Raw genomic sequence first — 25,424 nt, 5'->3', positions numbered from 1 at the left:
CCACCCCGCCGACCGAAAGAGTTCGTCGCTGCCGCGAGGTTGATCGAACCGGTTCGATGCTTGCCGACACGCCGTTACGCCGATACACAGGATCGAGGACGCAATCCATGCCATCTGCTGACAGATCCACCCGGCGCCGGGCCCCGGCCGCCATGACGCTGGCTCTTGGTGCGGGCCTGCTGGCCGCACCGGCAGCCCTCGCGCAGGCGGCCGATACGCCCCAGCCCACCGCCCACTACACCTTCGACCAGGACGACCTCGCCGCCGGCAAGATCACGGACAGTTCCGGCAACGGCCTGACGGCGACCCTGGAGAACGGCTCCACCGCCCAGTCCGTCGCGGGTTCCGACGGCGGCAAGGCGCTGTCCCTGCCCGGCGGTGCGCCCACCTCCAACGGCGCGTACGTCCGCCTCCCCCTCGAAGTCCTCGGCGACGCAAGCGACTTGACGGTCTCAGCCCGCGTGAAGTGGGGCGATGACAAGCCGGCCTGGCAGCGGATCTTCGATCTGGGCACCGACTCCAACAAGTACCTGTTCACGACGCCGTCCAACGGCGGAGTGCTGCGCACCGCCGTGACCACCGGCGGCGGAGGCGCGGAGGCACAGGTCTCCGGCTACGCGCCCCTGCCCGCCGACGGCTGGCGGACCGTGACGGTCACCCTCGACACCGCCGCCCGCCGGGTCACCACCTACCTCGACGGCGTGGCGGTCTCCTCCGCCGCGACCACCGTCAAGGCCAAGGACCTGCTGGACAGTTCGGCCACGGCGGCCGGTTACATCGGCAAGTCCTTCTACCAGGACCCGCTGCTCAAGGGCGCGATCGACGACTTCACGGTCTGGCACTCGGCGCTCACCGCCGAGCAGGTGGCCGGCACGGTCGGGACCCTGCCCACCCTCCAGGAGCTCTCGCAGACGTCCTTCGACGTCCGTACGACGACCGGGACCGCCCCGTCCCCGCCCGCCTCGGTCCGCTCCACCTTCTCCGACGGCTACGACCGCGACACGCCGATCACGTGGGACGACGTACCGCCCGAGAAGTACGCCGGGTCGGGCACCTTCACGGTGGCCGGAACCGCGGCCGGGCAGGCCGTGAAGGCAACCGTCACCGTGGTCCGCGAGGGAGCCCTCACCGTCGACCTCGGCTCGGTCACCGGCAAGTTCCACGGCGGCGCCTCCGGCACGCTCTACGGCGTGTACGGACCGGACGTCCCGACCAACAACCTCATCGAGGGCATGGGCCTGCGCACCGTCTCCACCAAGGCGCAGGACGGCCCGCAGCACCCCGGTGCCGACGCGCTGGACGTGGTGAAGCCGCTGGCCGACTCCACCGACGGTGACGTGTACATCTACATGACGGACATCCACCGCGGCTTCCCGTACGAGTGGCCGGGTGACACCCCCGCGGAGAAGCTCAGGCTCTACGAGGAGAAGCTCGCCGAGCAGGTCGACCAGGTCCTGCAGCTGCCGAAGCAGTACCAGGACAACATCGTCTTCGTGCCGTTCAACGAGCCCGAGGGCAACATGTTCGGCACCGGCCAGTGGAGCTACGACAAGGTCAGCTGGCTGAGCGACCCCAAGGACTTCTTCGCCGCCTGGGACTCCGCCTACAAGCTCATCAAGGGCAAGATGCCGGACGCCCGCATCGCAGGGCCCAACACCAGCGTCCTTTTCGACCAGGTGAAGGGCTTCCTCACGCACACCCTGGCCGCCGGCACGCTCCCTGACGTGATCACCTGGCACGAGCTGAGCCACCCGGAGGCGGTGCGCCAGAACATCGCCAAGTACCGGGCGTGGGAGAAGGACCTGTTCAAGGACACCGACCGCGAGGGCACCCGACTCCCCATCAACATCAACGAGTACGCCTTCAACTACCACACCTCCGTCCCCGGCCAGATGATCCAGTGGGTGTCCGCGATCGAGGAGTCCAAGGTGGACGCCGACATCGCCTACTGGAACATCGACGGCAACCTCTCCGACTCCGCGGTGCAGGCGGGCCGCGGCAACGGCCAGTGGTGGCTGCTGCACTCGTACGCCTCGATGAGCGGACACACCGTGAAGGTGACCCCGCCGTTCCCGGGCCAGAACTACACCATGCAGGGCGTGGCCACCCTCGACGAGAAGAAGAAGCAGGCCCGGCTGATCTTCGGCGGGTCCACCGGCAAGGGTCACATCACCTTCGACAACGTCCCCAAGGAGGTCTTCGGGGACAACGTCCACGCCTGGGTGAGCGAGATCGACTGGAGCGGGCAGGTCGGCGACAACTCCGGCCCGAAGCTCCTGAACGAGACGAATCTGAAGGTCGGTGACGACGGCAAGGTCGTCGTCGACTTCGGCGACGGCACGCTGCCGAAGCTGAAGGAGTCCTCGGCGTACGAGATCGTCCTCAGCCCGGCCGGCAAGGCGAAGGGCACGCAGACCGCGCCCGTGCGCTGGCAGAGCTCGTACGAGGCGGAGGACGCCGCCCACACCGGGTCCGGCTACTCCGAGAACGGCCCGGAGGGCTCGACCCGCGACGTGTCGAAGTTCTACACCTCCGGCGGCTACGACGTCGGCGGCCTGCGCACCGGCTCGGACGTCACGCTCGACTTCACCGTGGACGTGCCCGAGGACGGCACCTACGACCTGAGCGTCTTCGCCAACTCCCTCAACACCTACGACAAGGTGAAGGAACAGGGCCCGACCAATGTGTTCCTGAGGGTGGACGGACAGGCGGACAGCGAGCAGGAGCTTTACATGCCGCTCGGCTACAAGTGGGTGGTGTGGGACCACACCGACAGCAAGGTCCACCTGACCAAGGGCAAGCACACCCTGACGCTCGCCGCGAAGAGCCTCGACGGCAAGCACGCCACCAAGGGCGACACCATCGTCGACCGCCTCACCCTGTCCCTGCCGGACGCCTCGGCGGCCACTCAAGTCCACGAGGGCGAACTGGCCTGGACGAGCGGCGGGGCGCGGCCCGTCTACGACCTGCCGAAGCACACCGCGATCCCCGCCACCGGCTCCGGCGCGGTCCGGGTGGCGAGGAACCAGAAGGCCACGTTCTGGGTCTACTCGCCGGCCGACCGGGAAGCCACCCTCAAGGTCGACACACTCGGCGGCGCGGACGCGCGGCTCTCCGTCAACGGGCATGACGTACTGCACGTGACCAAGGGCAAGGACGAGGTGGCCGTCTCCCTCTCGGGCGGCATCAACAAGGTGACGGTGACCGGCGGTTCGGCCGCCACCCTCGTCGACCGGCTGACGGTCACACCCACCGACGGCACCCTCAATGCGCGTACGTACGAGGCGCAGGACGCCAAGCTCGCGGGCACGGCCGCACTGACCTCGCTGCCCCTGGCGACCGACGGTACGGCGATCACCGGGATCGGCGGCGACCCGGGCAACGGCAACTCGGCGACGTTCACCGTCTCCGCGGACAGGACCGGCCTGTACGCGCTGCGCATCCGCTACTCCAACCCCGAGCAGTCCGAGGCCACCCACTACAACCCGGACCCGCTCGCCCGCCACGCCGACATCAGCGTCAACGGCGGCGAGACGCAGCGCGTCGGCTTCCCGCACAGCTTCCACCAGGACAACTTCTGGGAGCTGACCGTCCCGGTCCAGCTGAAGAAGGGACAGAACACGATCACCTTCCGCTCCGAGGAACTGCCCAACTTCGACGGCACGACCTACGCCTCGGACACCTTCCCGGGAGTGCTGCTCCGCTCCCGCTACGCGCCGCTGATCGACCGGATCGTCGTCGCGCCGTACGCGCGGGATGTGCGATGAGTTAGCCGCCGGTGCTGCAAGCAGACGCCCGGGTCCGTCACGGTCGACGGATCCGGGCGTCTGCTGCCGCCGATCGCGGCGCGGTCCGTCGCCCTCGGATCAGGCCTCCGAAGCAAGGCAGGCCGACAGCGGGTGCGGGGTCGGCCAGGAGGCGGCGGCGCGTTCCGGGCCGAGGAAGGTGGTCAGTACGGAGAAGATCAGGCCGGCGTCAGGGCGTGAAGCTCTGCGGTCCAGTCTCGGCTACCAACATCTTCCACGATCAGGACAAAGGCCTTGAGCATGCGCAGGCGCCGGCGGGTCAGGTCCGGTGAGCCGGTGTGTCCTGATCCCCTCAGGTTTGAGCGTGGTGAACGCCGTGAATGACGATGTCCCGAGGTCGTCGCGCACGCTCGTACATGGGTGTACGCACCGTGTCGAAGCGATGCGGTAGTGCCCGGGAACATCAGGGCGAGTGCGGGCCCATCCCTCGTCAGGCCGTACTTGGGATGCCCACAGGAGGCGCAGCGCATGCGCAGCAAAAATGCCTGTCCCGGCTCAGGTGCACCTGAGCCGGGACAGGCTGTTCGCGCCACTGCGGGGGATCAGGGCGCGAAGACCTCCTCGCCTCCGGTCGTCTTGCGCAGCGTGATCGCCGCGGCGGGGCAGTTCTCGGCCGCTTCCAGCACCTCGTCGGCCGCCTCGACCGGCGCCTTCGGCTGCCGCGCCCGGCCGGAGGTGTCCAGGGCGAAGCACTCGGGCGCGCTGCCGGCACACAGGCCCGATCCGACGCAGACCGAGGAGTCGAGCTCGACCGTCCAGAGCTCCGTCACAGCGGCTCACCCGCCTTCGCCGCGGTCAGGACCGGCTCCGGTTCCGCCGGACCGCCCTCGCTGATGCCGAACCTGCTGTGCAGCCGCCGCAGGGGGCCGGGTGCCCACCAGTTGGCGCGGCCGAGCAGCCGCATCACCGCCGGCACCAGAACGCCTCGCACGACGATGGCGTCCATAAGGACGGCCAAGGCCAGGCCGAGGCCGAGCATCTTCATGTTGGTGATCTTCGATGTGCCGATGGCGACCAGAACGACGGACAGCACGGCGGCCGCTGCAGTGACCACGCCGCCGCTGCGCTGCAGGCCGAAGACGACGGCCCGGACGGTGTCACCGGTACGGTCGTACTCCTCCTTGATCCGCGACAGCACGAACACCTCGTAGTCCATGGACAGTCCGAAGGCCACGCAGAACATCAGCACCGGCAGGGTGGCAGGGAGGAAGCCGGTGACGGTGAAGTCACCGAGGGCGCCGCTGAGATGGCCGTCCTGGAAGACCCAGACCAGCGCGCCGAAGGTGGCGGTCAGGCTAAGGGTGTTGAGGACCACGGCCTTGAGGGGCATCACAACGCTGCCGGTCATCAGGAACAGCAGCACCATCGTGACACCGACCATCGCGACGAGCGCGTAGGGCAGCCGGTCGGTGAGGGTGTCCTGGGTGTCGACCAGCTCGGCCGCGCCGCCGCCCACGTGCACCGGGAAGGGGGCGGGCACGTCACGGATCTGGCGCACCAGGTGCTGGCTCTCGGGGGAGACGTCCTCCAGGGAGGGCACCACGGACAAATAGGTGGCCTTGCCGCCCTCGGCGGTGTAGTGCTGTTGCGCGGGTCCGGCGGGCTGGGTCAGGTGCCCCTTCTGGTAGACGCCGGCCGCGGAGTCGACGCGTACGACGCCGGGCAGCCCGGACAGCCGGGCCGCGTAGGGACCGATCTCGGCGGTGCGCCGAGCGCCGTCGACGCCGTCGGCGACCACGTCGAGCACTCCGGTAGGGCGGGAGGTGAACTCGTCCCGGATCACCTGGTGCACCTGGTGCGCCTCGGCCTCCTTGGGGAGTTGCCGGTCGTCGATGTTGCCGAAGGTCGCGCCGAGGAACGGCAGGCCGAGGGCGACCAGCGCGGCGACCGCGGTCACCATGAAGATCACCGGGCGTTTGACGACCGCCTCGCCGATGCGTCGCCAGCGCCGTCCGGAGGCGTCGGCCGGCGCGCGGCCGGAGCCGCGCCGGAAGAGCCGGGTCAGATCGAGGGCGTCGATCCGCCGGCCCAGGACCAACAGCAGGGCGGGCAACACCAGCAGGGCTGCGGCCGCGGCGATGAGCACCACGGAGATGCCCGCGTACGCGAAGGACCGGAGATAGTACATGGGGAAGATGAGCATGGCCGAGAGCGACACGGCCACGGTGAGGGCCGAGAAGGCGACGGTGCGTCCGGCGGTGGCGAGCGTGGCGCCGATGGCCGCCTTGGGAGGCACGCCGCCGTGCAACTCCTCACGGTAGCGGCGGACGATGAACAACCCGTAGTCCACGGCAAGTCCGAGGCCCAGCGCGGTGGTCAGGTTGAGTGCGAACACCGAGACATCGGTGAAGCCGGTGATGACCCGCAATGAGGCGTTGGTGCCGACAATCGCGATCAGTCCGATGATCACCGGCAGCAGCGCCGCCACCGCGCTGCGGAAGACCAGCACGAGGATCAACAGAGTGAGAGGCAGCGCGATGGCCTCCGCCCTTCCCAGGTCCTCCCGGCTGGTGTCCTGGACCTCGGTACGGATCTGGGCGGCGCCGCCGATCTTGACGTCCAGCGGGCCGTGGCTGCCGCGATAGTGAGGCGCGATGGCTTTGAGGGTGTCGTCGGCCCCGGTCTCGGTTCCCGTGATGCGGGCGACGATCAGCGCGTAGCGCCCGTCGGTGCTGCGCAGTGCCGGGGACTTGTCCTGCCAGTACGACGACACGCCCTGCACATGGTGCTCGGTGGCGAGCCGCTCGGCGAGCCGCCGACCCTCGGCGGCAGCGGGCGCGGTGTCCACTCCACCGTCGGCCTTGAGCAGCAGCGCCAGATTGGGGCGACCGGCGGCGAAGTCCCGCTCCAGGAGATCCGATGCCTGTGAGGACTCGGCCGCGGGGTCGGTGGTGCCGCCGCCCTGCAGCCGGTCGGCCACCCCGCCGCCGAGGACGACGGCGGCGGCGGCGAACAGCAGCGCCAGGATCAGGATGAGGCGTGGCCGTGCTGTGGTCAGCCGGGCCAGACGCTCGAACATGATGGTCCTCTCCGGGGTGTATTCGGCGTCTCAGGCGTGGGGAACGGATTCCGCGGTGGCCTCGAAGGAGGCGCGGTTGAGTCCGAGCGTGCGCAGCAGCATCGTGTCGCGGAGCCGGTCGGGCAGGATGCGCAGGAACGACAGGGCGCGGGCGTCCTGGCCGATGAGGTAGCGGGTGGCCGGACGGCGCGCCGTGATCGCCTTGACCAGGGTGCCGGCCGCCTTGTCGATGGCCGTGGCGCTCTGCTTGGCGGAAGCCGCCTGGGCGTCCGCCACCGCCTTGATGTACCGCCGCCGTGCCTCGGTGCCGCCGGTCCAGCCGTCCTGGGCCGCGGACTTCTCGGCCTTGGTGAAGATCTCCGTCTCCAGGGCGCCGGGTTCGACCAGAACGACGTCGACGCCCTGGAACCTCAACTCCATGCGCAGCGCGTCGTTCAGCGAGGCGAGGGCGGCCTTGGAGGCGGCGACCGGTCCGAAGAACGGCACGGAGACACGGGCGGTGACGGCGCCGATGTTGACCACCCGGCCGCCGACGCGGCGCAGCGCGGGCAGGAAGGCCTGGGTGACCGCGATCTGGCCGAGGACGTTGATGTCGAACTGGCGGCGCAGCGCGTGCGGGGGGACCATCTCGACCGGCCCCTGCACGATGACACCGGCGTTGTTCACCAGGGCTTGGAGCCCGCGGTCGCCGAGGACGGGGGAAAGGTTCTCGGCGACCGCGGCGATCGAGTCGGGGTCGGCGACGTCCAGGACGACGGGTGTCAGCGACTCGACGTCGGGCAGTTTGGCGAGCGCCCCGGAGGTGCGGACCGCGGCGATCACATTCCAGCCCGCGTTCGACAGCTTCTTGATCGTCGCGGTTCCCAGGCCGCCGGACGCCCCGGTGATCAAGGCGGTCGGTGCGGAAGGGTTCGGACTCACGGTTGCCTCCGTCGTCAAGGAATGGAGAGGTGGTTCGATGCGGTGGTGTCCGTTCACTCGTCTTCCACCAGGTGCATCAGCCCGGCCGGGAACCGCTCGCCCGCGAATGCCCCGGGCGGTGCGACGGCTTCGATCCGGGCGAGGTCGTCCGCGGTGAGCTCGACGCTCAGTGCCGCGACGTTCTCGTCGAAGTCCCGGCGGGTCTGACTGCCGGGGATGGGCACGACGTCCTGCGCCATCAGCCAGGCCAGGGCCAGTTGCGCGGTGCTGCAGCCCTTGTCGAGGGCGATCTCGCCGAGCCGGGTGACGATCGCCCCGTTGACGGCGAGGTTGTCCGGTTCGAAGCGCGGCAGGAAGTGGCGCAGATCGGTGGCGGCCAGGTCCGCGTCGCTGATGATCTGTCCGCCGAGCAGGCCGCGGCTGAGCGGGCCCCAGGCGACGAAGCCGATGCCCAGTTCACGGCAGGTCGGCAGGATCTTGTCCTCGACCCCGCGGCTGGCCAGTGAGTACTCGGTCTGCAGGACGGAGACCGGGTGCACGGCGTGAGCCCGTCGGATGGTCTGGGCGCCCGCCTCGGACAGGCCGATGAAGCGGGTCTTGCCGGCCTGGACGATCTCCGACAGAGCCCCGACCGAGTCCTCGACCGGCACCTGCGGGTCGATGCGGTGCAGATAGTACAGATCGACCCGGTCGGTGCCGAGCCGCTTGAGGCTGGCGTCGATGGCCTTGCGGATGTGGGCGGGCGAGCCGTTCAGCTCCACCCCGGAAGGCGTCCTGATCATTCCGCACTTGGTGGCCAGGACGACCCGGTCGCGGTGGCCGCCGCGCAGTGCCTTTCCGACGATCTCCTCGGAGACTCCGTCACCGTACATGTCGGCGGTGTCGAGGAAGCTCACGCCGACGTCGATGGCCCGGTGGATCGTGGCGATCGATTCGGGGTCGTTGCGGTCCCCGTAGAATTCGGCCATTCCCATGCAGCCGAGTCCGAGTGCGGAGACCTGCAGGCCGTCCGCGAGGTCACGCGGGGGCACGTCCATATGTCAACTCCGATTTAATCGGGGGAATTCACTGAATTCCCGCCCAACAACCCTATGACCGGGCCCCATTGGGCACAATGGTGGCGGAACTAATAGCAGTCGGAGCACCAGATCAGTCTCTGACCAGGTGGAACGCCCAGGCCAGGAAGGCGGCGCCGGTGAGTGCGGACCCCAGTACGCAAACCGCGGGCCAGCCCGATGCGGAATACAGGGCCGCCGCTCCGACGGCCCCCACCGCTCCGCCCAGGAAATATCCGGTCATGTACACCGAGGTCACTCGGCCGCGAATTTCCGGGGGCAGTCGGTAGATCTCGCTCTGATTGGTGATGTGAGCTCCTTGGACCATGAAGTCCAGGAGGAACGTGGCCAAGACGAGCAGTGCGAGAGTGTGCTCGCCGAAGGTGGCAGGGAGGAAGGACAGACACCCCCCGGCGAGCAGGATCCCGGTGGGCCAGGGCCCGAGATCGCGGTCCGCCGCTCGGCCGGCGAGGGCCGCCGCCACGACACCGCCGATGCCGACCAGGCTGAGCAGCCCGACCGCGTCGGCTCCGTATCCGTAGTGGGGGCCGGCGAGGAGGAAAGGCAGCGGGGTCCAGAAGGCGGTGAACGCGGCGAAGCACAGCGCCCCGTAGAGGGTACGGCGGCGCAGCACAGGACTCGAGCTCACCAGGCCCGGCAGTGAGCGCAGCAGACTCGCGTAGCCGAGGCCAGTGTCCGGCGGGGCCCCAGTGCCCGCCGGGATGCGGCTGCGCAGGACGAGGACGAGTGCTCCGGCGACGCCGGCCGCGCCGTAGTAGACGGGCCGCCAGCCGGTGTGCTCGCCGATGACACCGGACAGGAAGCGGATCAGCAGCGAGCCGATGAGGACCCCGCTCATCACGCTCGCCACCACCCGGCCGCGTTCGGCCTCGGTGGCGAGCGACGCGGCGAACGGCACCATCACCATGACCACCACCGAGGTCAGTCCGATGAGAGCCGCGGCCACACACAGCACCTCGATGCCGGGCGCGGTGGCGGCCAGCAACAGCGCCGCCGTTTCGGCGGTGAGCAGGGCGAGAAGGAGTCTGCGCCGGTCGAGCATGTCGCCCAGCGGTACGACCAGCACCAGACCGACCGCATACGCGGCCTGGGTGGCCACAACGACCAGGCTCACCGCGAAGTGCGAGCGGTGCAGCTCGGCGGCGAGGGTGTCCAGCAGCGGCAGGGACAGATAGAGGTTGCCCACGGTCAGTCCGCAGGCGATCGCGAACAACGGCACCAGGCCGCGCGCGGGGACGGTGGACCGGCCCCGGGCGCGGTCGGTCCGTACGGGGGAAGCCACGTGGTGACCTCCCGTCAGTCGATCGCGATGGGCAGGGATTCCACGCCGCGCAGGGTGAGCCGGGGCCGGAACACCACGGTGTCCTCCCCGTCGAAGCGCAGCCCGGGAAAGCGGCGCAGCAGGGTGGTGAAGGCGATCTGCGCCTCCATGCGGGCCAATGACGCGCCGAGGCAGTAGTGGATGCCGGAACTGAAGGACAGCACGGGAGCGTCGGCGCGGGTCACGTCGAAGCGGGTGGGGTCGGGGTAACGCCGCGGGTCGCGGTGGGCGGCGCCGACCAGGGCCACCACCGAGGAGCCGACCGGGATCTCGACGCCGGCGATCTCGACGGGGCCGTCGGTGACCCGGTTGCCGAGCTGGGTGGGGCTGTCGTAACGGAGCATCTCCTCGACGGCGCCCGGAACAAGGCTCAGGTCGGCCCGCAGCCGGTCCATCTGGTCGGGGTGGCGCAGCAGGGCCAGCATGCCGTTGCCCAGCAGGTTGGTCGTGGTCTCGAAACCGGCACCGAACAGCAGGTTGCACATGCCGATGAGCTCGCCCTGGCTGAGCTTGTCCTCGCCGTCCTTGGCGGCGATGAGGGCGGACAGCAGGTCGTCGCCGGGGCTTTTGCGGCGCTCCTCGACGAGGGCGCTGAAGTAGTCGTCGGTGAACTGGGCACCCTTGTCGCACTCGGCGAGGTCCTCGGGAGTCAGACCGAGTTCGTAGATGTCCTGGAAGGCGCGCATCGGGCCCTGCAGTGAGGGCAGATCGGCGTCGGGGATGCCGAGCATGCGGCCGGTGGCCATGGCCGGCAGCGGGAAGGCGAAGTCCTTCATGTAGTCGAGGGAGCCCTCGCGTTCGAGCTTGTCGGCCAGGCGCTCGACCATCTCGGTCACCTGCGGGCGCATGGCCTGCACAGCACGGTTGGTGAACGCGAAGCCGGCGAGCTTGCGCAGCCGGGTGTGGTCCGGCGGGTTGGCCCACAACATGATGTTGGGCAGCCGGCGCAGAGCGGCGTGGTCCTGCCAGTCGTCCTTGCCGACCCAGGGGGCGAAGACCCGGTAGGGGTCCTTGAGGGCGTGCTGACTGCGCAGGAAGGCGTTGACGTCGTCGTAACCCGTGACCACCCAATGGCCGAGCGCGGTATGGTGAACGGCAGTCAGTTCCTGGATGCGCTCGTAGCGCGGATACGGATCGCGCAGGCCGTCCGGGGTGAGGAACAGCTCGGCCAGCACTCCGTCCACTTCGTCGGCGACCGTGGTCTTCCGCTCAGTCTCTGTTTCCATACGGTTTCCCCTCCGTAAATCGACTGCATATGCGGTGTGCGGTACGTGGTATTCGACGTCGGCTATTACCCGTCGCCTGTCTCATCATTAGGCAACGATTGACGCGGAAGAAGAGTGGAGTAAATACTGGTGGAAACGGCACCACATAGTCCTGGCCAGCGCGACGGGGGATTACGCATGGGACCTTCCAAGGACGAGCTCAGCCGTAAGGAACTAGGCGACTTTCTGAGGTCACGACGCCGAAAGGCGGACCCGGAGAAGTCAGGAATTCAAGTTTCCGGACCGGCGTCCGGGCGTCGGCGGATCCCGGGGCTGCGGCGGGAGGAAGTGGCCCAGCTGTCCGGGGTCAGCCTCACCTGGTACACCTGGCTGGAGCAGGGGCGGAACATCAACGTCTCCCGGCAGGTGCTCAACGGGATCGCCAGGGCACTGGCGCTGGACGCGCCCGAACGCGACCACCTCTACCGGCTCGCCGGAGAAGCCCCGCAGACCACCTCGATGGACCCGGAGCCGACGGCCGGCGCAGACATCCAGGCGTTCATCGACCTGCTCAACCCCAACCCGGCCTACATGATCACCCGTTGCTTCGACATCATCGCCTGGAACCGCGCGGAGGCGGCGCTCATGGACGGCGTCGTCGCCCAGGTGCCGGAGCGTCATCGCAACGTCCTGTGGCTGATGTTCAACGTGCCGCGCGCCCGTGATCTGCTGCCGGACTGGGAGCGCGAGGCGCGCTGGCTGGTGGGGCTGCTGCGCGCGGAGTCCGCCCACGAGCTGGGCCGCCCGCGCTTCATCGAGGTGGTCAACGATCTGAAGAAGTCCAGCCCGCTCTTCCACGAGTGGTGGACCTCGCACGACGTGGAGCAGTTCACCCCGTCCGTACGGCGCTTCCAGCACCCGGTGGTCGGGCCGCTGTCGCTCAACTACGTCAAGTTCGCGGTGGAGGGCGACACCACCGGACTCAGCATCGTCACGCACTTCGCCTTCCCCGGCTCGGAGGAGGAGAAGCAGCTGGGTGACCTCGCCGCCTCATGGCGGGGTTGATTCGGTCCGCGAGGAGAGATAGCGGCCGATCACGGCCTTGACCTCGGCGGTGTACGCGTCGGCTTCCGGGCCCTGGTGTGCGAGCACCAGGGCCCGGCCGGCCTGCAGCAGTGCGCACACCATGTCAGCCACCCGGTCCCGCTCCGCCGCGCGCATCGCGGGGGCGCGCACGGTCAGCATCGCTCGTACGCCGCCCAGCAGTTCGGCCCGGATGAGCACCAGCAGGGCGGGGTTCTCGGGCTGGAACGACAGCAGCGGGGCGAAGGCCGCGTCGGTCAGCCGCTGCGGAGGCAGGCGTGCGTGGTCCGCGGTGAACAAGGGTCCGTGCGCCGCGTACAGCTCGCGCACCAGCCGCTCCCCCAGCGCGGCGAGCACTGACTCCTTGTCGGGGAAGAACTGGTAGAAGGTGCCCGGGGAGACTCCGGCCTCGCGAGCGATGGCGGTGGTGCCGGGCATGGCCACCCCCGTACGGCACAGCAGGCGCGCGGCGGCGTCCAGCACCTGCTCGACACGGCGTTCGCCACGGGCCTGCCGCCTGCCCCGTCTCGGTTCGGCCACCGGCGGGGTCAGGCGGTGAGCAGCTCGGGGAGGACGGTGTCCGCGCGGTCGGCGACACGGGACTGGGCCAGGGCCACGTCCCACAGCCTGCGCCGGCCGGCCGGGTCGTGGGCGAAGCGGTTGGGCTCGATGCGGCGCCTCTCGTTGAAGTAGGCACCGCTCGTGGACCGCAGTGCGGGGTCGGTGACCAGGCGGGCGATGTTCTCGGCGCCGTATCGGGTGCGGTGCGGGGCGAAGACGAACGTGCTGCGGACCATCTTGGTGGAGCACATGCCCGGATGCAGACTGTTGGCGCACACCTCGCGGCCGGCCAGGCGGTGTGCGTACTCGTTGGTGAAGGCCGTGAGAGCCAGCTTCGACTGGGCGTATGCGGTCATGCGGTCCCAGCGCCGCTCCAATTGCAGATCGTCCCAGTGGATGGCGCCCCACCCCTGGGCGACGCTGCTCACGTTGACCACACGTGCGGGCGCGGAGGCGACGAGCAGACCTGTCAGGCGCAGGGTGAGGGCGAAGGCGGCGAGGAAGTTCACCTGCCATTCGAGCTGGTAGCCGTCCGGGGTGACGCGACGGGTACGGGCGCTGCGGTTGGGTGTCGCCACGCCGGCGTTGTTGACCAAGGCGTCCAGCCGGCCGTGCGTGCGCAGCATGTCGTCGGCCAGGGCGTGCACCTCCTCCAGGCGGGAGAGGTCGGCGGTCACGGAAGTGATCTCGCCGGCAGTGCCCTTGGCGGCCTTGGCCGCCTTGCGTACATCGGCCAGGGCGTCGGCCACTTTGCGGGGGTCGCGGCCGTGCACGACGACGTGCCAGCCCTGTTCGGCCAGCAGCTTGGCGGTCCCGCGCCCGATCCCGTCGGTGCTGCCGGTCACCAGGGCGAGCTTTTCCATGTGCGCCACGTGCGCTCCTCACAGAGATGAATGTCATGCAGAATTAACATTCGGCGAGCACATTCCCAATCCCCACTTTCTCTGCTGGATTCGCCGCTGGCAAGGTAACTGTCAGCACTATTGGTAATGCCACCACCATGCCGTCAGATACTCGTTGACAAACCAACTTGAGGATCGAGACCGTAGCAGCGGAGCAGAAAACAAGATCAGGGGGATAAATGGCGAAGTTGGATTCTCTGGAACCCGTCATTGTCGAAACGGTGGAGGGTGGAATTCCGATTGAACAGCTCGGAACAACTCTGATGCATGAGCATATCTTTGTGCTCAGCACGGAGATACAGGAGAACAATCCTCAACTCTGGGACGAGGAGGCGCAGATCGAGAGTGCCGTCACCCGACTGACCGCCGCTGCCGAGCGTGGGGTGCGGACGATCGTCGACCTCACCGTCCTCGGCCAGGGGCGCTATCTGCCCCGTATCAAGAAGGTGGCCGCCCGGGTACCGCTCAACATTGTCGTGGCCACCGGCGTCTACACCTACAACGACGAACCGATGTACTTCGCCTTCCGCGGCCCCGGCCGGGTCTTCGAGGGAGACGACCCGATGGTGGAACTGTTCGTGCGCGACATCACCGAGGGCATCGGTGACACGGGAGTCAAGGCGGCCGTTCTCAAGTGCGCGACCGAGACCGAGGACCTGCCCGAGGGCGTGGAGCGCGTGCTGCGCGCCACCGCCCAGGCGCACCGCGTGACCGGCGCGCCGATCCAGACGCACAGCAACGCCCTGGTGCGCAACGGGCTGCTGCAGCAGAAGGTCTTCAAGGAGGAGGGCGTCGACCTCAGCCGGGTCGTCATCGGCCATTCCGGCGACACCGACGACCTCGGCTATCTGCGCGAACTGCTCGACGCCGGCTCGTTTCTCGGCATGGACCGCTTCGGCATGGAGTTCATCGCCCCCGCCGAACAGCGCGTGAAGACCGTAGCCGAACTGGTGCACGCCGGCTACGCCGAGCAGCTGGTGCTGTCCCACGACTGCCCGTGTTACCTGGACTACCTCACACCGGACCAGCGCGAACTCGTCGCCCCGTCCTGGGACTACACGCACATCCACGACGACGTGCTGCCCGCGTTACGCCGGGCGGACGTCAGTGACGAGGCGATCCACACCATGCTCGTCGACAATCCCCGCCGGTTCTTCTCCGCCAACGCCCCCTACTGACCTCTCGGAGACGCCATGTCCGCACAACCCACCAGCCCGGCGGGGCCCTGGGAGGAGCTCGGCGCACCGCTGTGCCTCGACACCCCCCTGGTGAAGGCCTGGGTCGAACAGGTGCCCCCCGGCGGCACCCGCCCGCTGCACACCCACCGCAAGCCCTGGGCGACGGTGGTGCTCAGCGGAGCCAAGGTCCGTTCGCTCGGCCCCGACGGCGAGGTCATCCGCGAGGGTGAACTCCCCAGCGGCGTGGTGCTGTTCAACCCGGCGCAACAGCCGCTGTGCCACCAGATGCACAACGTCGGCGAAACCGAACTGGTCATGGTCGGTCTGCAACTGGAGTACGGACCGACCACCGAGGCCCAACAACTTACGGAGGACCCGTGACCATCGATACCGTAGTCGTCGACTACGGCGGCGTGCTCACCAACCCCCTGGCCGAGACCTTCACCGCCTTCGCCGAGCTGGCGGGGATCGAGGTCGCGGCCCTCGCCGAGGCGTTCGCGGCCGCCACCCGCAGGCACGGCGAGACCCCCATGGCCGCCCTCGAGATCGGCGCCATCACCGAGCGGCAGATGACGGAGCGCATTCTGGCCGAGCTGCCCCCGGGATCCGAACGGGTCCTGGACGGGTACGAGTTCGGAGAACTGTGGTTTCGCGGGCGAAAGCCCAACGAGCCCTTCGTCGACTTCCTGCGCCAACTGCGCGGCGACGGCTACCGGATCGCCCTGCTCACCAACAACGTCCGCGAGTGGGAGCCGCGCTGGCACGCCCAGCTGCCGGTCGACGAGCTGTTCACACTCGTCGTGGACTCACACAAGGAGGGCGTGCGCAAGCCCGACCCGAAGATCTACCGGATTCTGCTCGACCGGCTCGACGCGGAACCCGGGAAGTGCCTGTTCGTCGACGACACCGAGGAGAACTGCGTCGCCGCCCGCGAACTCGGCATCGAATCCATCCGCTTCACCGACACCGACACCACCGTCCGCGAGGTGCTCGCCCTCCTCGAGGCCGGCGACCCGGACTCGGGAGGTCCTGCGCGATGACCCCGGAGATTGTGATCGTCGGAGCCGGCCCCACCGGCCTGACCACTGCCTGCACCCTGCTCGGCCTCGGCGTGCCCTGCCGGATCGTCGACCGGCGCGAGGGCCCGGGTGAGGCGCCCAAGGCGCTGATCCTGTGGAGCGGTGCGCTGGAGTGCCTGGACCGCATCGGCGTCGCCGGCAAACTCGTCGGCACCTCGCTTGCGCTGGCCGGTGCCACCTACTGGTCCCGCAAGAAGCAGATCGGCGGCATGCGCTTCGGCGGTTTGGAGGGCACCGCCTTCCGTCACCCGCTGTGCACCCCGCAGCCCGTCACCGAGGAGGCGCTGCACGCCCGCCTCCTCGAACTCGGTGGCACGGTGGAGTGGCAGACCGACGCCGTCGGCCTCAATGTCGAGGACGACGGGGTCACCGTTGGCCTGCGTACCGCCCAGGGGCGGGTCGAGAAGGAGACGTACCGTTGGCTGGTCGGTGCCGACGGCACGCACAGCATGGTGCGCGACGCGGTCGGCATCCCCTTCGAAGGGCACACCTACGACCGGGTGTTTCTGCTCGGCGACGGCCCGGTGGAGGGCTCGGTCCCGAAGGACGAGGCGCAGTACCACATCACTCCGGACGGGGTGCTGGTCCTGGTGCCCCTGCCGGAGGGCGGACACCGGGTCTTCTTCGACATCGAGCCCGACGGGCGCACCGGAGCGCCCTCCGACCAACTGCTGCAGGAGTTGCTCGACGAGCGCGGTCCCGGGGGCCTGAGACTGCGGGGCACCTGGTGGTCCAACCGCTTCCGGGTGCACGCCAAGGTCGCCCCGCGCTTCCGCCACGGCCCGGTCTTCCTGGCCGGCGACGCCGCCCACGCGCACAGTCCCGCGGGCGGTCAGGGCCTCAACACCGGTGTGCAGGACGGCTACGACCTCGGCTGGAAGCTCGCCGCCGTCGCCCGTGGTGCCGACCCGGCCCTGCTCGACAGCTACGAGACAGAGCGTCGTCCCGCCTCGGTGCAGGCGGTGCGCAACGCCGACCAGCAGACCCGGATGTGGCTGCTGCGCAACCCCATGGCCCGTGCCATGCGGGACGCCACCATGCAGTCCTTCAGCCGCCGCGGCGTGCTGGAGAAGCAGATGCTGCCGCAACTCGCCCAGCTCGACCTCGACCACTCGGCCAGCCCCGCCGTGGCCGACCTGTCCGGCGCTTCCTCCGTCCCCCGCGCGGTCCGGCTGGGCAGGCGCGTACCGGACACCGCACTGCTACCGGTGCGAGGCACGCAGGCGGAGTCACTGCACACGTACCTGACCGCGGGGCGGCACAGCCTGATCGCGTACGGGGACCAGGCGGCCGGCGAGATCGCCGTGCGGGCCCTGGTCGCCCTGCGCAGCCGGGGCGTGGACGACACGGTGAACGTGCTGTGGATCCAGCCCTCCGACGCCGCTTACCCGGCCGGGCAGGCCGGCGCCGACGGTGCCCGATGCGACACCGCGCGCGCGGACGGCCCCGGTCTCGGCCCGGCGAGCGCGCCGTGGCTGGCATACATCCGCCCGGACGGCGTCGTGGGGGCGCGGTCCGGGGTCTCGGGAGTCCTCGAGCTGTTGGAACGCCTGCCATCGCGGCCGACGGTGACATCCGACTCGGCCTAGGACCCGCTGGGCTCACTCCTCAGGAACCTTGGAAGGGATCCGCTTCGATCATGTCCATACCCGAAGCACGACCCACCGGGATCAGCGCGCCCGGGGAAGCGCCACTCACGACCGAGGACGTGGCAACCGCCGCGGCCACGGCCACGGCCGGTGCGACGCTGCGCTACGACGCGACGGTCTCCCGCACCCTGGTCCACCGCACGTCCGTCGCCGAGGTGTTCGTCACCGACTCCGCCTCGACCGGCGAGAACACGTTCGTCGTGGCCGCGCAGCTACCGCGCGGCCACCTGATCGGCGAGAACGCGCCGCTGTACGACTTCACCCTGCTGGTGGAGGTGGTACGGCAGGCGGGCGTCCTGGTGGCCCACCGTCACCTTGGCGTGGAGCTCGGCTCGGCGTTCATCTTCCGGGCCCTCAACCTGCGCACGGTGGGCCTGACCCAGCTGCGGATCGGCGCCACGCCGGCCCATGTGCTGGTGTCGATGACCGTGCACCCTCGTCGCAACAAGGCAGGTCGCATCCAGGGGTTCACGTTCACCGGTGACGTCTCGCTCGACGGAGAGGTCGGGCTGGCCGGGGACGGTGCGTTGCTGATCGTGTCCCAGCGCGTGTACCAGACTTTGCGGGCCAAGCGACGGGCGGCCGCCGCGGACCACACGCTGCCGCGGTTCACCGCTGCCGCGCCGTCCTCGGTGGGCCGCCGCGAGGCCCGCAACGTGGTCATCACCGAGCCCGTCCTGACCGGACCGGGCAACGTCTCGGCACAGCTCGTGATGGATCCGAGCCATCCGCACATGTTCGACCATCCACTGGACCATGTGCCCGGTCATCTGCAGATGGAGGCGGCCCGCCAGCTGGGCATCGCCTCCGTCGCGCGGCTGCACGGGCTGTCTCCCGAGACCCTCACCATCGCATCCATCACCACCGACTTCACCGACTACGCGGAGCTGGACCAGGTGACGGAACTGCGGGCGAGGGTGGAGGGTTTTCGCCGGCACGAGGAGCTGCACACCCTCGCCCTCCCGGTCGCCGTCGACGTGCAGCAGGACGGGGCGGTGACGACGTCGATCCGGCTGGACGTGGTCCAGTGGACCTGACCACCCAGCGACCCCGGCGGGTCGTCGTCACCGGCGCGACCGGTCTGCTCGGGAGCAACACCGTACGGCGCCTGCTCGACCTGGGCAGCGAGGTGACGGCTGTGGTCCGGGACCCCGAACGGGCCCGCTGCCTGCTCCCGGATCACAAACGGATGGAGTTGTGGCAGGGTGACGTCCTCGACGTGCGGAGCATCGCACGGGTGCTCCCGGGCCACGACGCGGTGATCCACACTGCGGCGTACTTCCGGGAGTACTACGCCCCCGGCGGCCGCGACGACGCGTTGCTCACCGCGACGAACGTGGACGCTGTCGGCGAACTGCTGCGGGCGGCCGCCATTGCCGGGGTACCGGTGGTGGTGCACACCAGCTCCATCGGCACGCTGGGAACCCTCCCCGACGGGCGGCCCTCCGACGAGGACACCCCGGAAGGCCGCCGGACCCGGGAGAACGGCTACTACGCCAGCAAGCTGAGCTCCGAGGAGGTCGTACGCGCCTTCGGTGCCCGGAACGGAGTGCGGGTGCCGATGGTGCTACCGGGGTGGATGTGGGGCCCGGGAGACGCCGGCCCCACCTCCGCCGGGCGGCTGTTCACCTCCGTGGCACGGGGGGAGCTGCGCGCGGTACCCCGGGCCGGCAACCATGTCGTGGACGCCCGTGACGTCGCCGACGCATGTGTACGCGCCGCGGTGGCGGGCGCGCACGCTCGGCGTTACATCGTCGCCGGGAGCTGGGTGACGCTGCCGGAGGTGTGCCGACTCGCCGCCCGCGCGGCGGGTGTCGCGCCCCCGCGCGAGGTCCCGGCCCGTCTCGCGCTCGCCGTCGCCGCCGTTCTCGAGGCCACGGCACGTCTGCGGGGTCGTACTCCTCCCGCGACCCGGGACGGTGTACGTGCCCTGCTGGAGGGCAACCTTCGTCGTGTGAGCTCCTCTCGTGCCGTCAGCGAACTGGGCGTCACCTTCCGCCCGTTGCACCGCACCCTGCACGACCAGGCGGGCTGGCACCGCGCCCACGACCACCTGTGAGCGGCGGGCGCTGCCGGGAGCCCTCAACCCGGCGGCGCCCGCCCGTCCCCCAGCCTGGTGGCAGCGCCACCCGTGAAATTTCCCCGGATCGGCCGGATACTCCTCCTCACATTCCCGTTCATCACGTTCCCGTTCCTCGCATTCCCTTTGCGAAAGTCCCAGGCACTCCAGGGGAGATACAGCTATGCCCGAAATCGGCAGACGACACCTTCTGACCGGGGCCACGGCCGTGGCCGCGGCAACCATCGCACCGTCCCTCCTCTCGCAGAAAGCCGCGGCAGCGGAAACCGCGGACTCCGTGGGCGCATGCGACCCGGTGTTCGGCCCGGTGACCGTGCGCCCGGGTGACGCCCGGTACGCCGAATTGTCCGTCGGCGTCAACAAACGATGGGAGGCCACACCCGATTCCATCCAGCTGGTCGGTTCAGCGGAACAGGTGGTGTCGGCGGTGCAGGACGCCGTTCGCGCCGGAAAGCGGGTTGCCGTCCGCAGCGGCGGGCATTGCTACGCGGATTTCGTGAGCCATCGGGACGTGGACGTCATCATCGACACCTCCGGGATGAACGAGGTGGCGTACGACGCGGCACGCCGGGCCTTCTCGGTGCAGGCCGGAGCCCAACTGGGCCAGATATACGAGGCCCTGTACAAGGGCTGGGGCGTGACGATCCCCGGCGGCGCCTGCCTGACCGTCGGCATCGGCGGGCATGCCAGCGGCGGCGGCTTCGGACTGCTGACCCGAAGATTCGGGCTGGTCGCCGACCACATCGAGGCCGTGGAGATGGTGGTCGTGGACCGCCCCGGCACCGTACGGCGCGTGATCGCCTCACGTGACCCGTCGGACCCGAACCATGATCTGTGGTGGGCCACCGCGGGCGGTGGAGGCGGCAACTTCGGCATCATCACCCGCTACTGGTTCCGCGCGGCCGGATCCACCGGCACGGATCCGGCCCTGCAACTCCCGCAGCCGCCCAAGGAGGTGCTGGTCAGCCTGCTCAACATCCCCTGGAACCAGCTGGATCTTCCGACCTTCGGCCGACTGGTGCACAACTTCGCCGACTGGCACGTGGACAACGGCTCAGTGTCCTCCCCCTTCATCTCCCTCGCCGGCTACCTGCTGATGCGCCAGGGTCCGGCCGGCGGCGTCGCCCTGTTCACCCAGGTCGACGGAACCGACCCGGATGCCGACCGGCTGCTCGCCGACTACGCGGCCACCCTCACCCGCAACACCGGCATCTCCGCCTCGTTCCCCTCCCGGCGGGTGCCGTGGCTGGCCTCCACCAAGCTGGTCGGCACCAGCAGCCCGGCCTTGTTGTACGACCACACCCTGCGCAGTGCCGTCAAGACGGCCTGGATGCGGAGGAGTTTCACCGACGACCAGATCGCGGTCATCCACCGAAACATGACGCGCATGGACTACGCCAATCCCAATGCGGCGATATCCCTCAACGGCGGTGGCGGCCGGCCCAATGAAGTAGCCACCGAGGCGACCGCGTTCGCGCACCGCGATTCCTCCTTCATCGCGCTGTACGAGAATTTCTGGGTCGACCCGCGCGAGGACGGGACCCATATCGGCTGGCTGCGCGACATCTACAGCCAGACGTTCGCGGCAACCGGCGGATATCCGGTGCCCGGCGACGCCACCGACGGCTGCTACATCAACGACCCGGATTCCGACATCACCGACCCCGCGTGGAACACCTCCGGTGTTCCCTGGTACACGCTGTACTGGAAGGCGAACTACGCGCGCCTGCAACAGGTGAAGGCCCGCTGGGATCCCACCGACTTCTTCCGGCACTCGCAGTCGATAGGGCTTCCGGCCCGATCCACCGCCCGATGATGCGCTGTCCAGCCTTTGCCGGTCAGCTCCTCATGGTGACCAGGGTGAACGCGGAAAAGTGTGCCGATGCGTCAAGACGTCTGACTGGGTGATTCGTTCACTGCGGGGTCGTGTCGGCGGTCGCTCAAAGTGGGTTCTGGATCACGTTCAGCGCTGAAGCCGCGCAGGGTCACCACAACCGCGATCACGAACGGCCGTGGGTGATGTGCTCCTCCAGGACTTGTGGTTCCACCAGGTCGAAGGTGTTCTGATCGAAAACGTCGCGATCGACGGGCAGTTGGTGGTCGTACAGGCTCGCACCGCGGCGCAGCGAGTTGCATGTCCGGCGTGCGGGACGAAGTCGGCCCGGGTGCACAGCCGGTACGTGCGCCGGCTCGCGGGCAGCTCGGTCGGCGGACGTAGCGTGGTGATCGAGTTACAGGTCCGGCGGTTCCGCTGCCATGAACACCATGTCAGCAGGCAACGTTCGCCGGGCAGATCGACGGGTTGACCTTCCGGCGTGTAAGGCGAAGCGCCGTGCTGCAGGCGGTGCTTGAGCGGTTGGCGCCGATGCCGGCCGGCCGTGCCGGGGCCCGTCTGGCGCACGCGCTCGCGGTCCGGGCGAGCCGGTCGACACTGCTGCGGCTGATACGCCGCCTGCCGGAGTTGGAGGCACGCACCCCGCGGATGCGATGGCGTCCGCTCTCGTGCAACGCCGTTGCACTCTATCGGGACGAAAAACGGGCCCATTCGACCCGGATTCGACCCGAGGCTCATGCTTCCCGGGACCGAGCACAGGTGAACTGTGACGATGCGAAAAGTGCCGCTGTACCAGCCAAATACAGGCAGAAGAATAGGCGCAAAAATTCGTTGTCCGAACATGTCGGTACAAGATCCATGCGCGGAGTGACGCAAAGCGCCATCGATGACACTGAACCGAGTCGATGCCCTCGCCGTTGCTCGAAACCTGCTCTTGCGCGCCAGTAACCCCTCTGAGCAGGCAACTTCGAAATCCGCTTCCGTGAGACGGAAGCGGTATTGCGGCCTTGCGAGGCCCCTGCGGACGATGTCGCCACGCCACAGAGACGGGAACCAGCCCCCATGCCTCACATGACCGCCTTCGCCAGGAACCAGTGGTACGTCGCCGCCTACACGCACGAGGTGGGGCGAGAGCTGCTCGGCCGCACGATCCTCGGTGAGCCGCTCGTCTTTTACCGCACCGAGGACGACGGGGCGGCCGTCGCCCTGTCCGACCGTTGCGTGCACCGCCGCTTCCCGCTCTCGGAGAGCCGGCTCGACGGCGACAGGATCGTGTGCGGGTACCACGGGTTCACGTACGACACGACGGGCGCCTGCGTGTATGTGCCCGGCCAGAAACGGATACCGCGCACGGCGCGTGTCGCCTCGTACCCGGTCGTCGAGCAGGACTCGTTCGTCTGGGTCTGGGTCGGCGACCCGGCCCTCGCCGACCCGGGGACCATCCCGCGGGCCCGGCACATGGACTCGCCGGACTGGACCACGGTCTCCGGCATGGAGCCCATCGACGCGGACTACGGCCTCCTCGTCGACAACCTCCTGGACCTCTCCCACGAGACCTATCTGCACGGCGGCTACATCGGCACGCCCGAGGTCGCCGAGACGCCGATCACGACCGAGGTCGACGAGGGCGCGGGCATCGTGCGGGTCAGCCGGCACATGGACGACGCCGAGTGTCCGCCGTTCTACGCACGCTCGACGGGCATCGAGGGCCGCATCACGCGCTGGCAGGACATCGAGTACTTCGCCCCGTGCCTGTATCTGCTGCACAGCCGCATCGCACCGGTCGGTGTGCTGCCCGAGGCGGACGGCAGCGACCCGAACGCCTTCCACACCGAGATCACGTACGCGATCACGCCGTCCGGCGACGGCAAGGTGTACGACTTCTGGGCGGTGTCCCGGGACTTCGCCCGCGACGACGAGGAAGTCACCACGTTCCTGCGGGACTTCAACCACACCGTCGTGATGCAGGACGTCGACGCGCTCAACCTGCTGCAGAAGACGCTGGGCACCGAGCGCACCGGCTACCAGGAGCTGAGCATCAACATCGACACCGGCGGTCTCGCCGCCCGTCGCATCCTCGCGCGTCTGGTCGAGGAGGGCGACAAGCCGATGGAGAAGGTCCAGTGACGAGCCCGACCGGCGAGATCTACCGCGTCGACTGGCTCCCGGGCACCGACATCCTGCACGGCACCTGCCACTGCGGTGCCGAGCACACCGCCCAGGACCCGATCGAGATGTGGGAGTGGATGCTCGCCCATCCCGAAGGCCACATGCCCGAAGGCCACACAGCGCAAGGACACGGCTCATGACCTCGTACGAAGCCGAACTCGTCGTCGGGCTGCGGGAGTCCGCAGCCGACGGCGTGCTCGCCCTGACCCTGCGGCACCCGCTCGGCGAGGAACTCCCCTCCTGGGAGCCGGGCGCCCACATCGACGTCGTGCTCGGGCCGGGCCTGGAGCGGCAGTACTCGCTGTGCGGTGATCCGTCGGACCGCCGTGCGTGGCGGATCGCGGTGCTGCGGGAGCCGGACGGGCGCGGCGGATCCTCGTACGTGCACGAGCAGTTGGGTCAGGGCGACAAGGTCCGGGTACGCGGTCCGCGCAACCACTTCGGCCTCCGGCCCGCGCCCCGCTACCGCTTCATCGCGGGCGGCATCGGCATCACGCCGATCCTGCCGATGCTGGCCGCGGCGGAGGCGGCGGGTGCGGAGTGGACGCTGCTCTACGGCGGTCGATCGCGCCGATCCATGGCATTCGCCGAGGAGTTGAGCCGCTACGGGGACCGGGTGCGGATCGCCCCCCAGGACGAGACCGGGCTGCTGGACCTGGCGTCCGTGCTGGCGGAGGTCCCCGAGGACACGCTTGTCTACTGCTGCGGTCCCGGCCCCCTGCTGGACGCGGTGGAGGAGGCATGCCCGAGCGGGCTGCTGCACGTCGAGCGCTTCCAGCCGAAGGTCCAGGAGAGCGGCCCGGACGGCGAGTTCGAGGTCGTGCTGGAGCGTGCCGGGCGCACGCTGACCGTCCCCGCCGGTATCTCCGTCCTCGACACCGTGCGGGCCGCCGGTGTCGAGGTGCTCTACTCCTGCACCGAGGGCACCTGCGGGACCTGCGAGACGGACGTCCTCGAAGGCACCCCGGACCACCGGGACTCGGTGCTCACGGACGAGGAGCGGGAGGCGGGCGAGACGATGCTCATCTGTGTGTCCCGCTGTCTCGGGAAGCGGCTCGTGCTGGACCTGTGAGCCGGAGGTCCCGGAGGTCCGCCTCGATGCGGGTCACCGTCGCCAGCAGGTGGGGCAGCAGGTCTCGGCGTACGGACGCCACGGAGTTGCGGCTCGCGTGCACCGGGATGTTCACCGCCGCCACCACCTCGCCGTCCCGGTCCCGCACCGGGGCGGCGACCGAGCGCAGCCCCTCCTCCAGCTCCTGGTCGACGATGGCGTACCCCTGACGTCGTACGCGGTCCAGTTCCGCTGTGAGCCGTTCGACCGAGACGATGGTGCGCGTCGTCAGGGGCCGCAGTTCGGCGCGGGCGAGCCGGGCGTCCACCTCCTCGTCCGGCAGCTGGGCGAGGATCACCCGGCCCACGGAGGTGACATGGGCCGGGAAGCGGGTGCCGACGGTGATGCTCGCGGTCATGATGCGGCGGGTGGGCACACGTGCCACGTACACGATGTCGTCGCCGTCGAGGACGCAGAGCGAGGCGACCGC

The 25,424-nt window shown here is 69.2% G+C and carries 21 protein-coding genes and 1 pseudogene; 13 read left to right on the top strand and 9 right to left on the bottom strand.

The window, feature by feature from the left end:
- The first annotated feature begins 107 nt into the window (after window positions 1-107).
- A complete protein-coding gene (locus tag OG390_RS43665; RefSeq protein ID WP_406175745.1) occupies window positions 108-3,767 on the top strand; it encodes a LamG-like jellyroll fold domain-containing protein in 3,660 nt (1,219 codons plus the stop codon).
- 581 nt (window positions 3,768-4,348) lie between these two features.
- On the opposite strand, the gene OG390_RS43660 is transcribed toward OG390_RS43665, so the two are convergent.
- The 6 genes from OG390_RS43660 to OG390_RS43635 all read right to left on the bottom strand — a co-directional run bounded on the left by OG390_RS43660 (window position 4,349) and on the right by OG390_RS43635 (window position 11,369).
- Window positions 4,349-4,576 (bottom strand): ferredoxin, encoded by a 228-nt coding sequence (locus tag OG390_RS43660; protein WP_406175743.1) that lies wholly within the window; start codon window positions 4,574-4,576, stop codon window positions 4,349-4,351.
- Window positions 4,573-6,825 carry an MMPL family transporter gene (locus tag OG390_RS43655; RefSeq protein ID WP_406175741.1) on the bottom strand — a complete coding sequence of 751 codons (2,253 nt, stop codon included), beginning with the start codon at window positions 6,823-6,825 and terminating at the stop codon, window positions 4,573-4,575. Before OG390_RS43655 ends, OG390_RS43660 begins: the two co-directional genes overlap by 4 nt.
- A 30-nt stretch (window positions 6,826-6,855) precedes the next feature.
- Window positions 6,856-7,746: an SDR family NAD(P)-dependent oxidoreductase gene (locus tag OG390_RS43650; protein ID WP_406175739.1), complete on the bottom strand. Its 891-nt coding sequence runs from the start codon at window positions 7,744-7,746 to the stop codon at window positions 6,856-6,858.
- Between the two features lie 53 nt (window positions 7,747-7,799).
- Window positions 7,800-8,783 carry an aldo/keto reductase gene (locus OG390_RS43645; RefSeq protein ID WP_406175738.1) on the bottom strand — a complete coding sequence of 328 codons (984 nt, stop codon included), beginning with the start codon at window positions 8,781-8,783 and terminating at the stop codon, window positions 7,800-7,802.
- A gap of 112 nt (window positions 8,784-8,895) precedes the next feature.
- Complete coding sequence (locus tag OG390_RS43640) at window positions 8,896-10,104, bottom strand: MFS transporter (protein WP_406175737.1); 1,209 nt, start codon at window positions 10,102-10,104, stop codon at window positions 8,896-8,898.
- A 14-nt stretch (window positions 10,105-10,118) separates the two neighbouring features.
- On the bottom strand, window positions 10,119-11,369 hold the full coding sequence (locus tag OG390_RS43635; RefSeq protein ID WP_406175735.1) for a cytochrome P450: 1,251 nt from the start codon (window positions 11,367-11,369) through the stop codon (window positions 10,119-10,121).
- Window positions 11,370-11,546: 177 nt separating this feature from the next.
- On the opposite strand from OG390_RS43635, the gene OG390_RS43630 reads away from it, so the two are divergent.
- Entirely contained in the window at window positions 11,547-12,413 is an 867-nt protein-coding gene (locus tag OG390_RS43630) for a helix-turn-helix transcriptional regulator (RefSeq protein ID WP_406175733.1), read from the top strand.
- Here the strand turns inward: OG390_RS43630 and OG390_RS43625 are convergent.
- Together OG390_RS43625 and OG390_RS43620 are read right to left on the bottom strand one after the other, a co-directional pair.
- Window positions 12,399-12,971 (bottom strand): TetR/AcrR family transcriptional regulator, encoded by a 573-nt coding sequence (locus tag OG390_RS43625; protein WP_406175732.1) that lies wholly within the window; start codon window positions 12,969-12,971, stop codon window positions 12,399-12,401. The two genes, OG390_RS43630 and OG390_RS43625, sit on opposite strands and share 15 nt — an antisense overlap.
- 8 nt (window positions 12,972-12,979) lie before the next feature.
- Window positions 12,980-13,855 (bottom strand): SDR family NAD(P)-dependent oxidoreductase, encoded by an 876-nt coding sequence (locus tag OG390_RS43620; RefSeq protein WP_406178226.1) that lies wholly within the window; start codon window positions 13,853-13,855, stop codon window positions 12,980-12,982.
- A 218-nt stretch (window positions 13,856-14,073) separates the two neighbouring features.
- Between OG390_RS43620 and OG390_RS43615 the strand changes: the two genes are divergently transcribed.
- From OG390_RS43615 to OG390_RS43565, 11 genes are all read left to right on the top strand, one after another.
- Window positions 14,074-15,072, top strand: a complete 999-nt coding sequence (locus tag OG390_RS43615) for a phosphotriesterase (RefSeq protein WP_406175730.1) — start codon at window positions 14,074-14,076, stop codon at window positions 15,070-15,072.
- A 15-nt stretch (window positions 15,073-15,087) separates the two neighbouring features.
- Window positions 15,088-15,453, top strand: coding sequence for a hypothetical protein (locus tag OG390_RS43610; protein WP_406175729.1), 366 nt, complete (start codon window positions 15,088-15,090; stop codon window positions 15,451-15,453).
- The gene (locus OG390_RS43605; protein ID WP_406175727.1) at window positions 15,450-16,112 is read left to right on the top strand and encodes an HAD family hydrolase; all 663 of its coding nucleotides are present in this window, start codon (window positions 15,450-15,452) and stop codon (window positions 16,110-16,112) included. The genes OG390_RS43610 and OG390_RS43605 overlap by 4 nt, the downstream gene beginning before the upstream one ends.
- The gene (locus OG390_RS43600; protein ID WP_406175725.1) at window positions 16,109-17,740 is read left to right on the top strand and encodes an FAD-dependent monooxygenase; all 1,632 of its coding nucleotides are present in this window, start codon (window positions 16,109-16,111) and stop codon (window positions 17,738-17,740) included. The genes OG390_RS43605 and OG390_RS43600 overlap by 4 nt, the downstream gene beginning before the upstream one ends.
- A 50-nt stretch (window positions 17,741-17,790) precedes the next feature.
- Window positions 17,791-18,837 (top strand): ScbA/BarX family gamma-butyrolactone biosynthesis protein, encoded by a 1,047-nt coding sequence (locus tag OG390_RS43595; protein WP_406175723.1) that lies wholly within the window; start codon window positions 17,791-17,793, stop codon window positions 18,835-18,837.
- Window positions 18,828-19,859, top strand: a complete 1,032-nt coding sequence (locus tag OG390_RS43590) for an NAD-dependent epimerase/dehydratase family protein (RefSeq protein WP_406175721.1) — start codon at window positions 18,828-18,830, stop codon at window positions 19,857-19,859. Before OG390_RS43595 ends, OG390_RS43590 begins: the two co-directional genes overlap by 10 nt.
- Window positions 19,860-20,043: 184 nt before the next feature.
- On the top strand, window positions 20,044-21,696 hold the full coding sequence (locus tag OG390_RS43585) for an FAD-binding oxidoreductase (protein WP_406175720.1): 1,653 nt from the start codon (window positions 20,044-20,046) through the stop codon (window positions 21,694-21,696).
- Window positions 21,697-21,892: 196 nt separating this feature from the next.
- On the top strand, window positions 21,893-22,186 hold the full coding sequence (locus OG390_RS43580) for a transposase family protein (protein WP_406175718.1): 294 nt from the start codon (window positions 21,893-21,895) through the stop codon (window positions 22,184-22,186).
- Window positions 22,187-22,776: 590 nt separating this feature from the next.
- Complete coding sequence (locus OG390_RS43575; RefSeq protein ID WP_406175716.1) at window positions 22,777-23,841, top strand: Rieske 2Fe-2S domain-containing protein; 1,065 nt, start codon at window positions 22,777-22,779, stop codon at window positions 23,839-23,841.
- Complete coding sequence (locus tag OG390_RS43570; protein WP_406175714.1) at window positions 23,838-24,023, top strand: hypothetical protein; 186 nt, start codon at window positions 23,838-23,840, stop codon at window positions 24,021-24,023. Before OG390_RS43575 ends, OG390_RS43570 begins: the two co-directional genes overlap by 4 nt.
- Window positions 24,020-24,955: a PDR/VanB family oxidoreductase gene (locus OG390_RS43565; RefSeq protein WP_406175713.1), complete on the top strand. Its 936-nt coding sequence runs from the start codon at window positions 24,020-24,022 to the stop codon at window positions 24,953-24,955. The genes OG390_RS43570 and OG390_RS43565 overlap by 4 nt, the downstream gene beginning before the upstream one ends.
- Here the strand turns inward: OG390_RS43565 and OG390_RS43560 are convergent.
- A pseudogene (locus OG390_RS43560) lies at window positions 24,906-25,418 on the bottom strand (IclR family transcriptional regulator C-terminal domain-containing protein); the annotation flags it as partial. The gene OG390_RS43565 and the pseudogene OG390_RS43560 overlap by 50 nt on opposite strands.
- Window positions 25,419-25,424: the final 6 nt, after the last annotated feature.

Origin of the sequence: Streptomyces sp. NBC_00996, from assembly GCF_045162675.1 — a bacterium.
Taxonomy (GTDB): Bacteria; Actinomycetota; Actinomycetes; order Streptomycetales; family Streptomycetaceae; genus Streptomyces.
The sequence above is the reverse complement of the archived record's forward strand: the minus strand, read 5'-3'. Positions and strand labels throughout refer to the sequence as shown.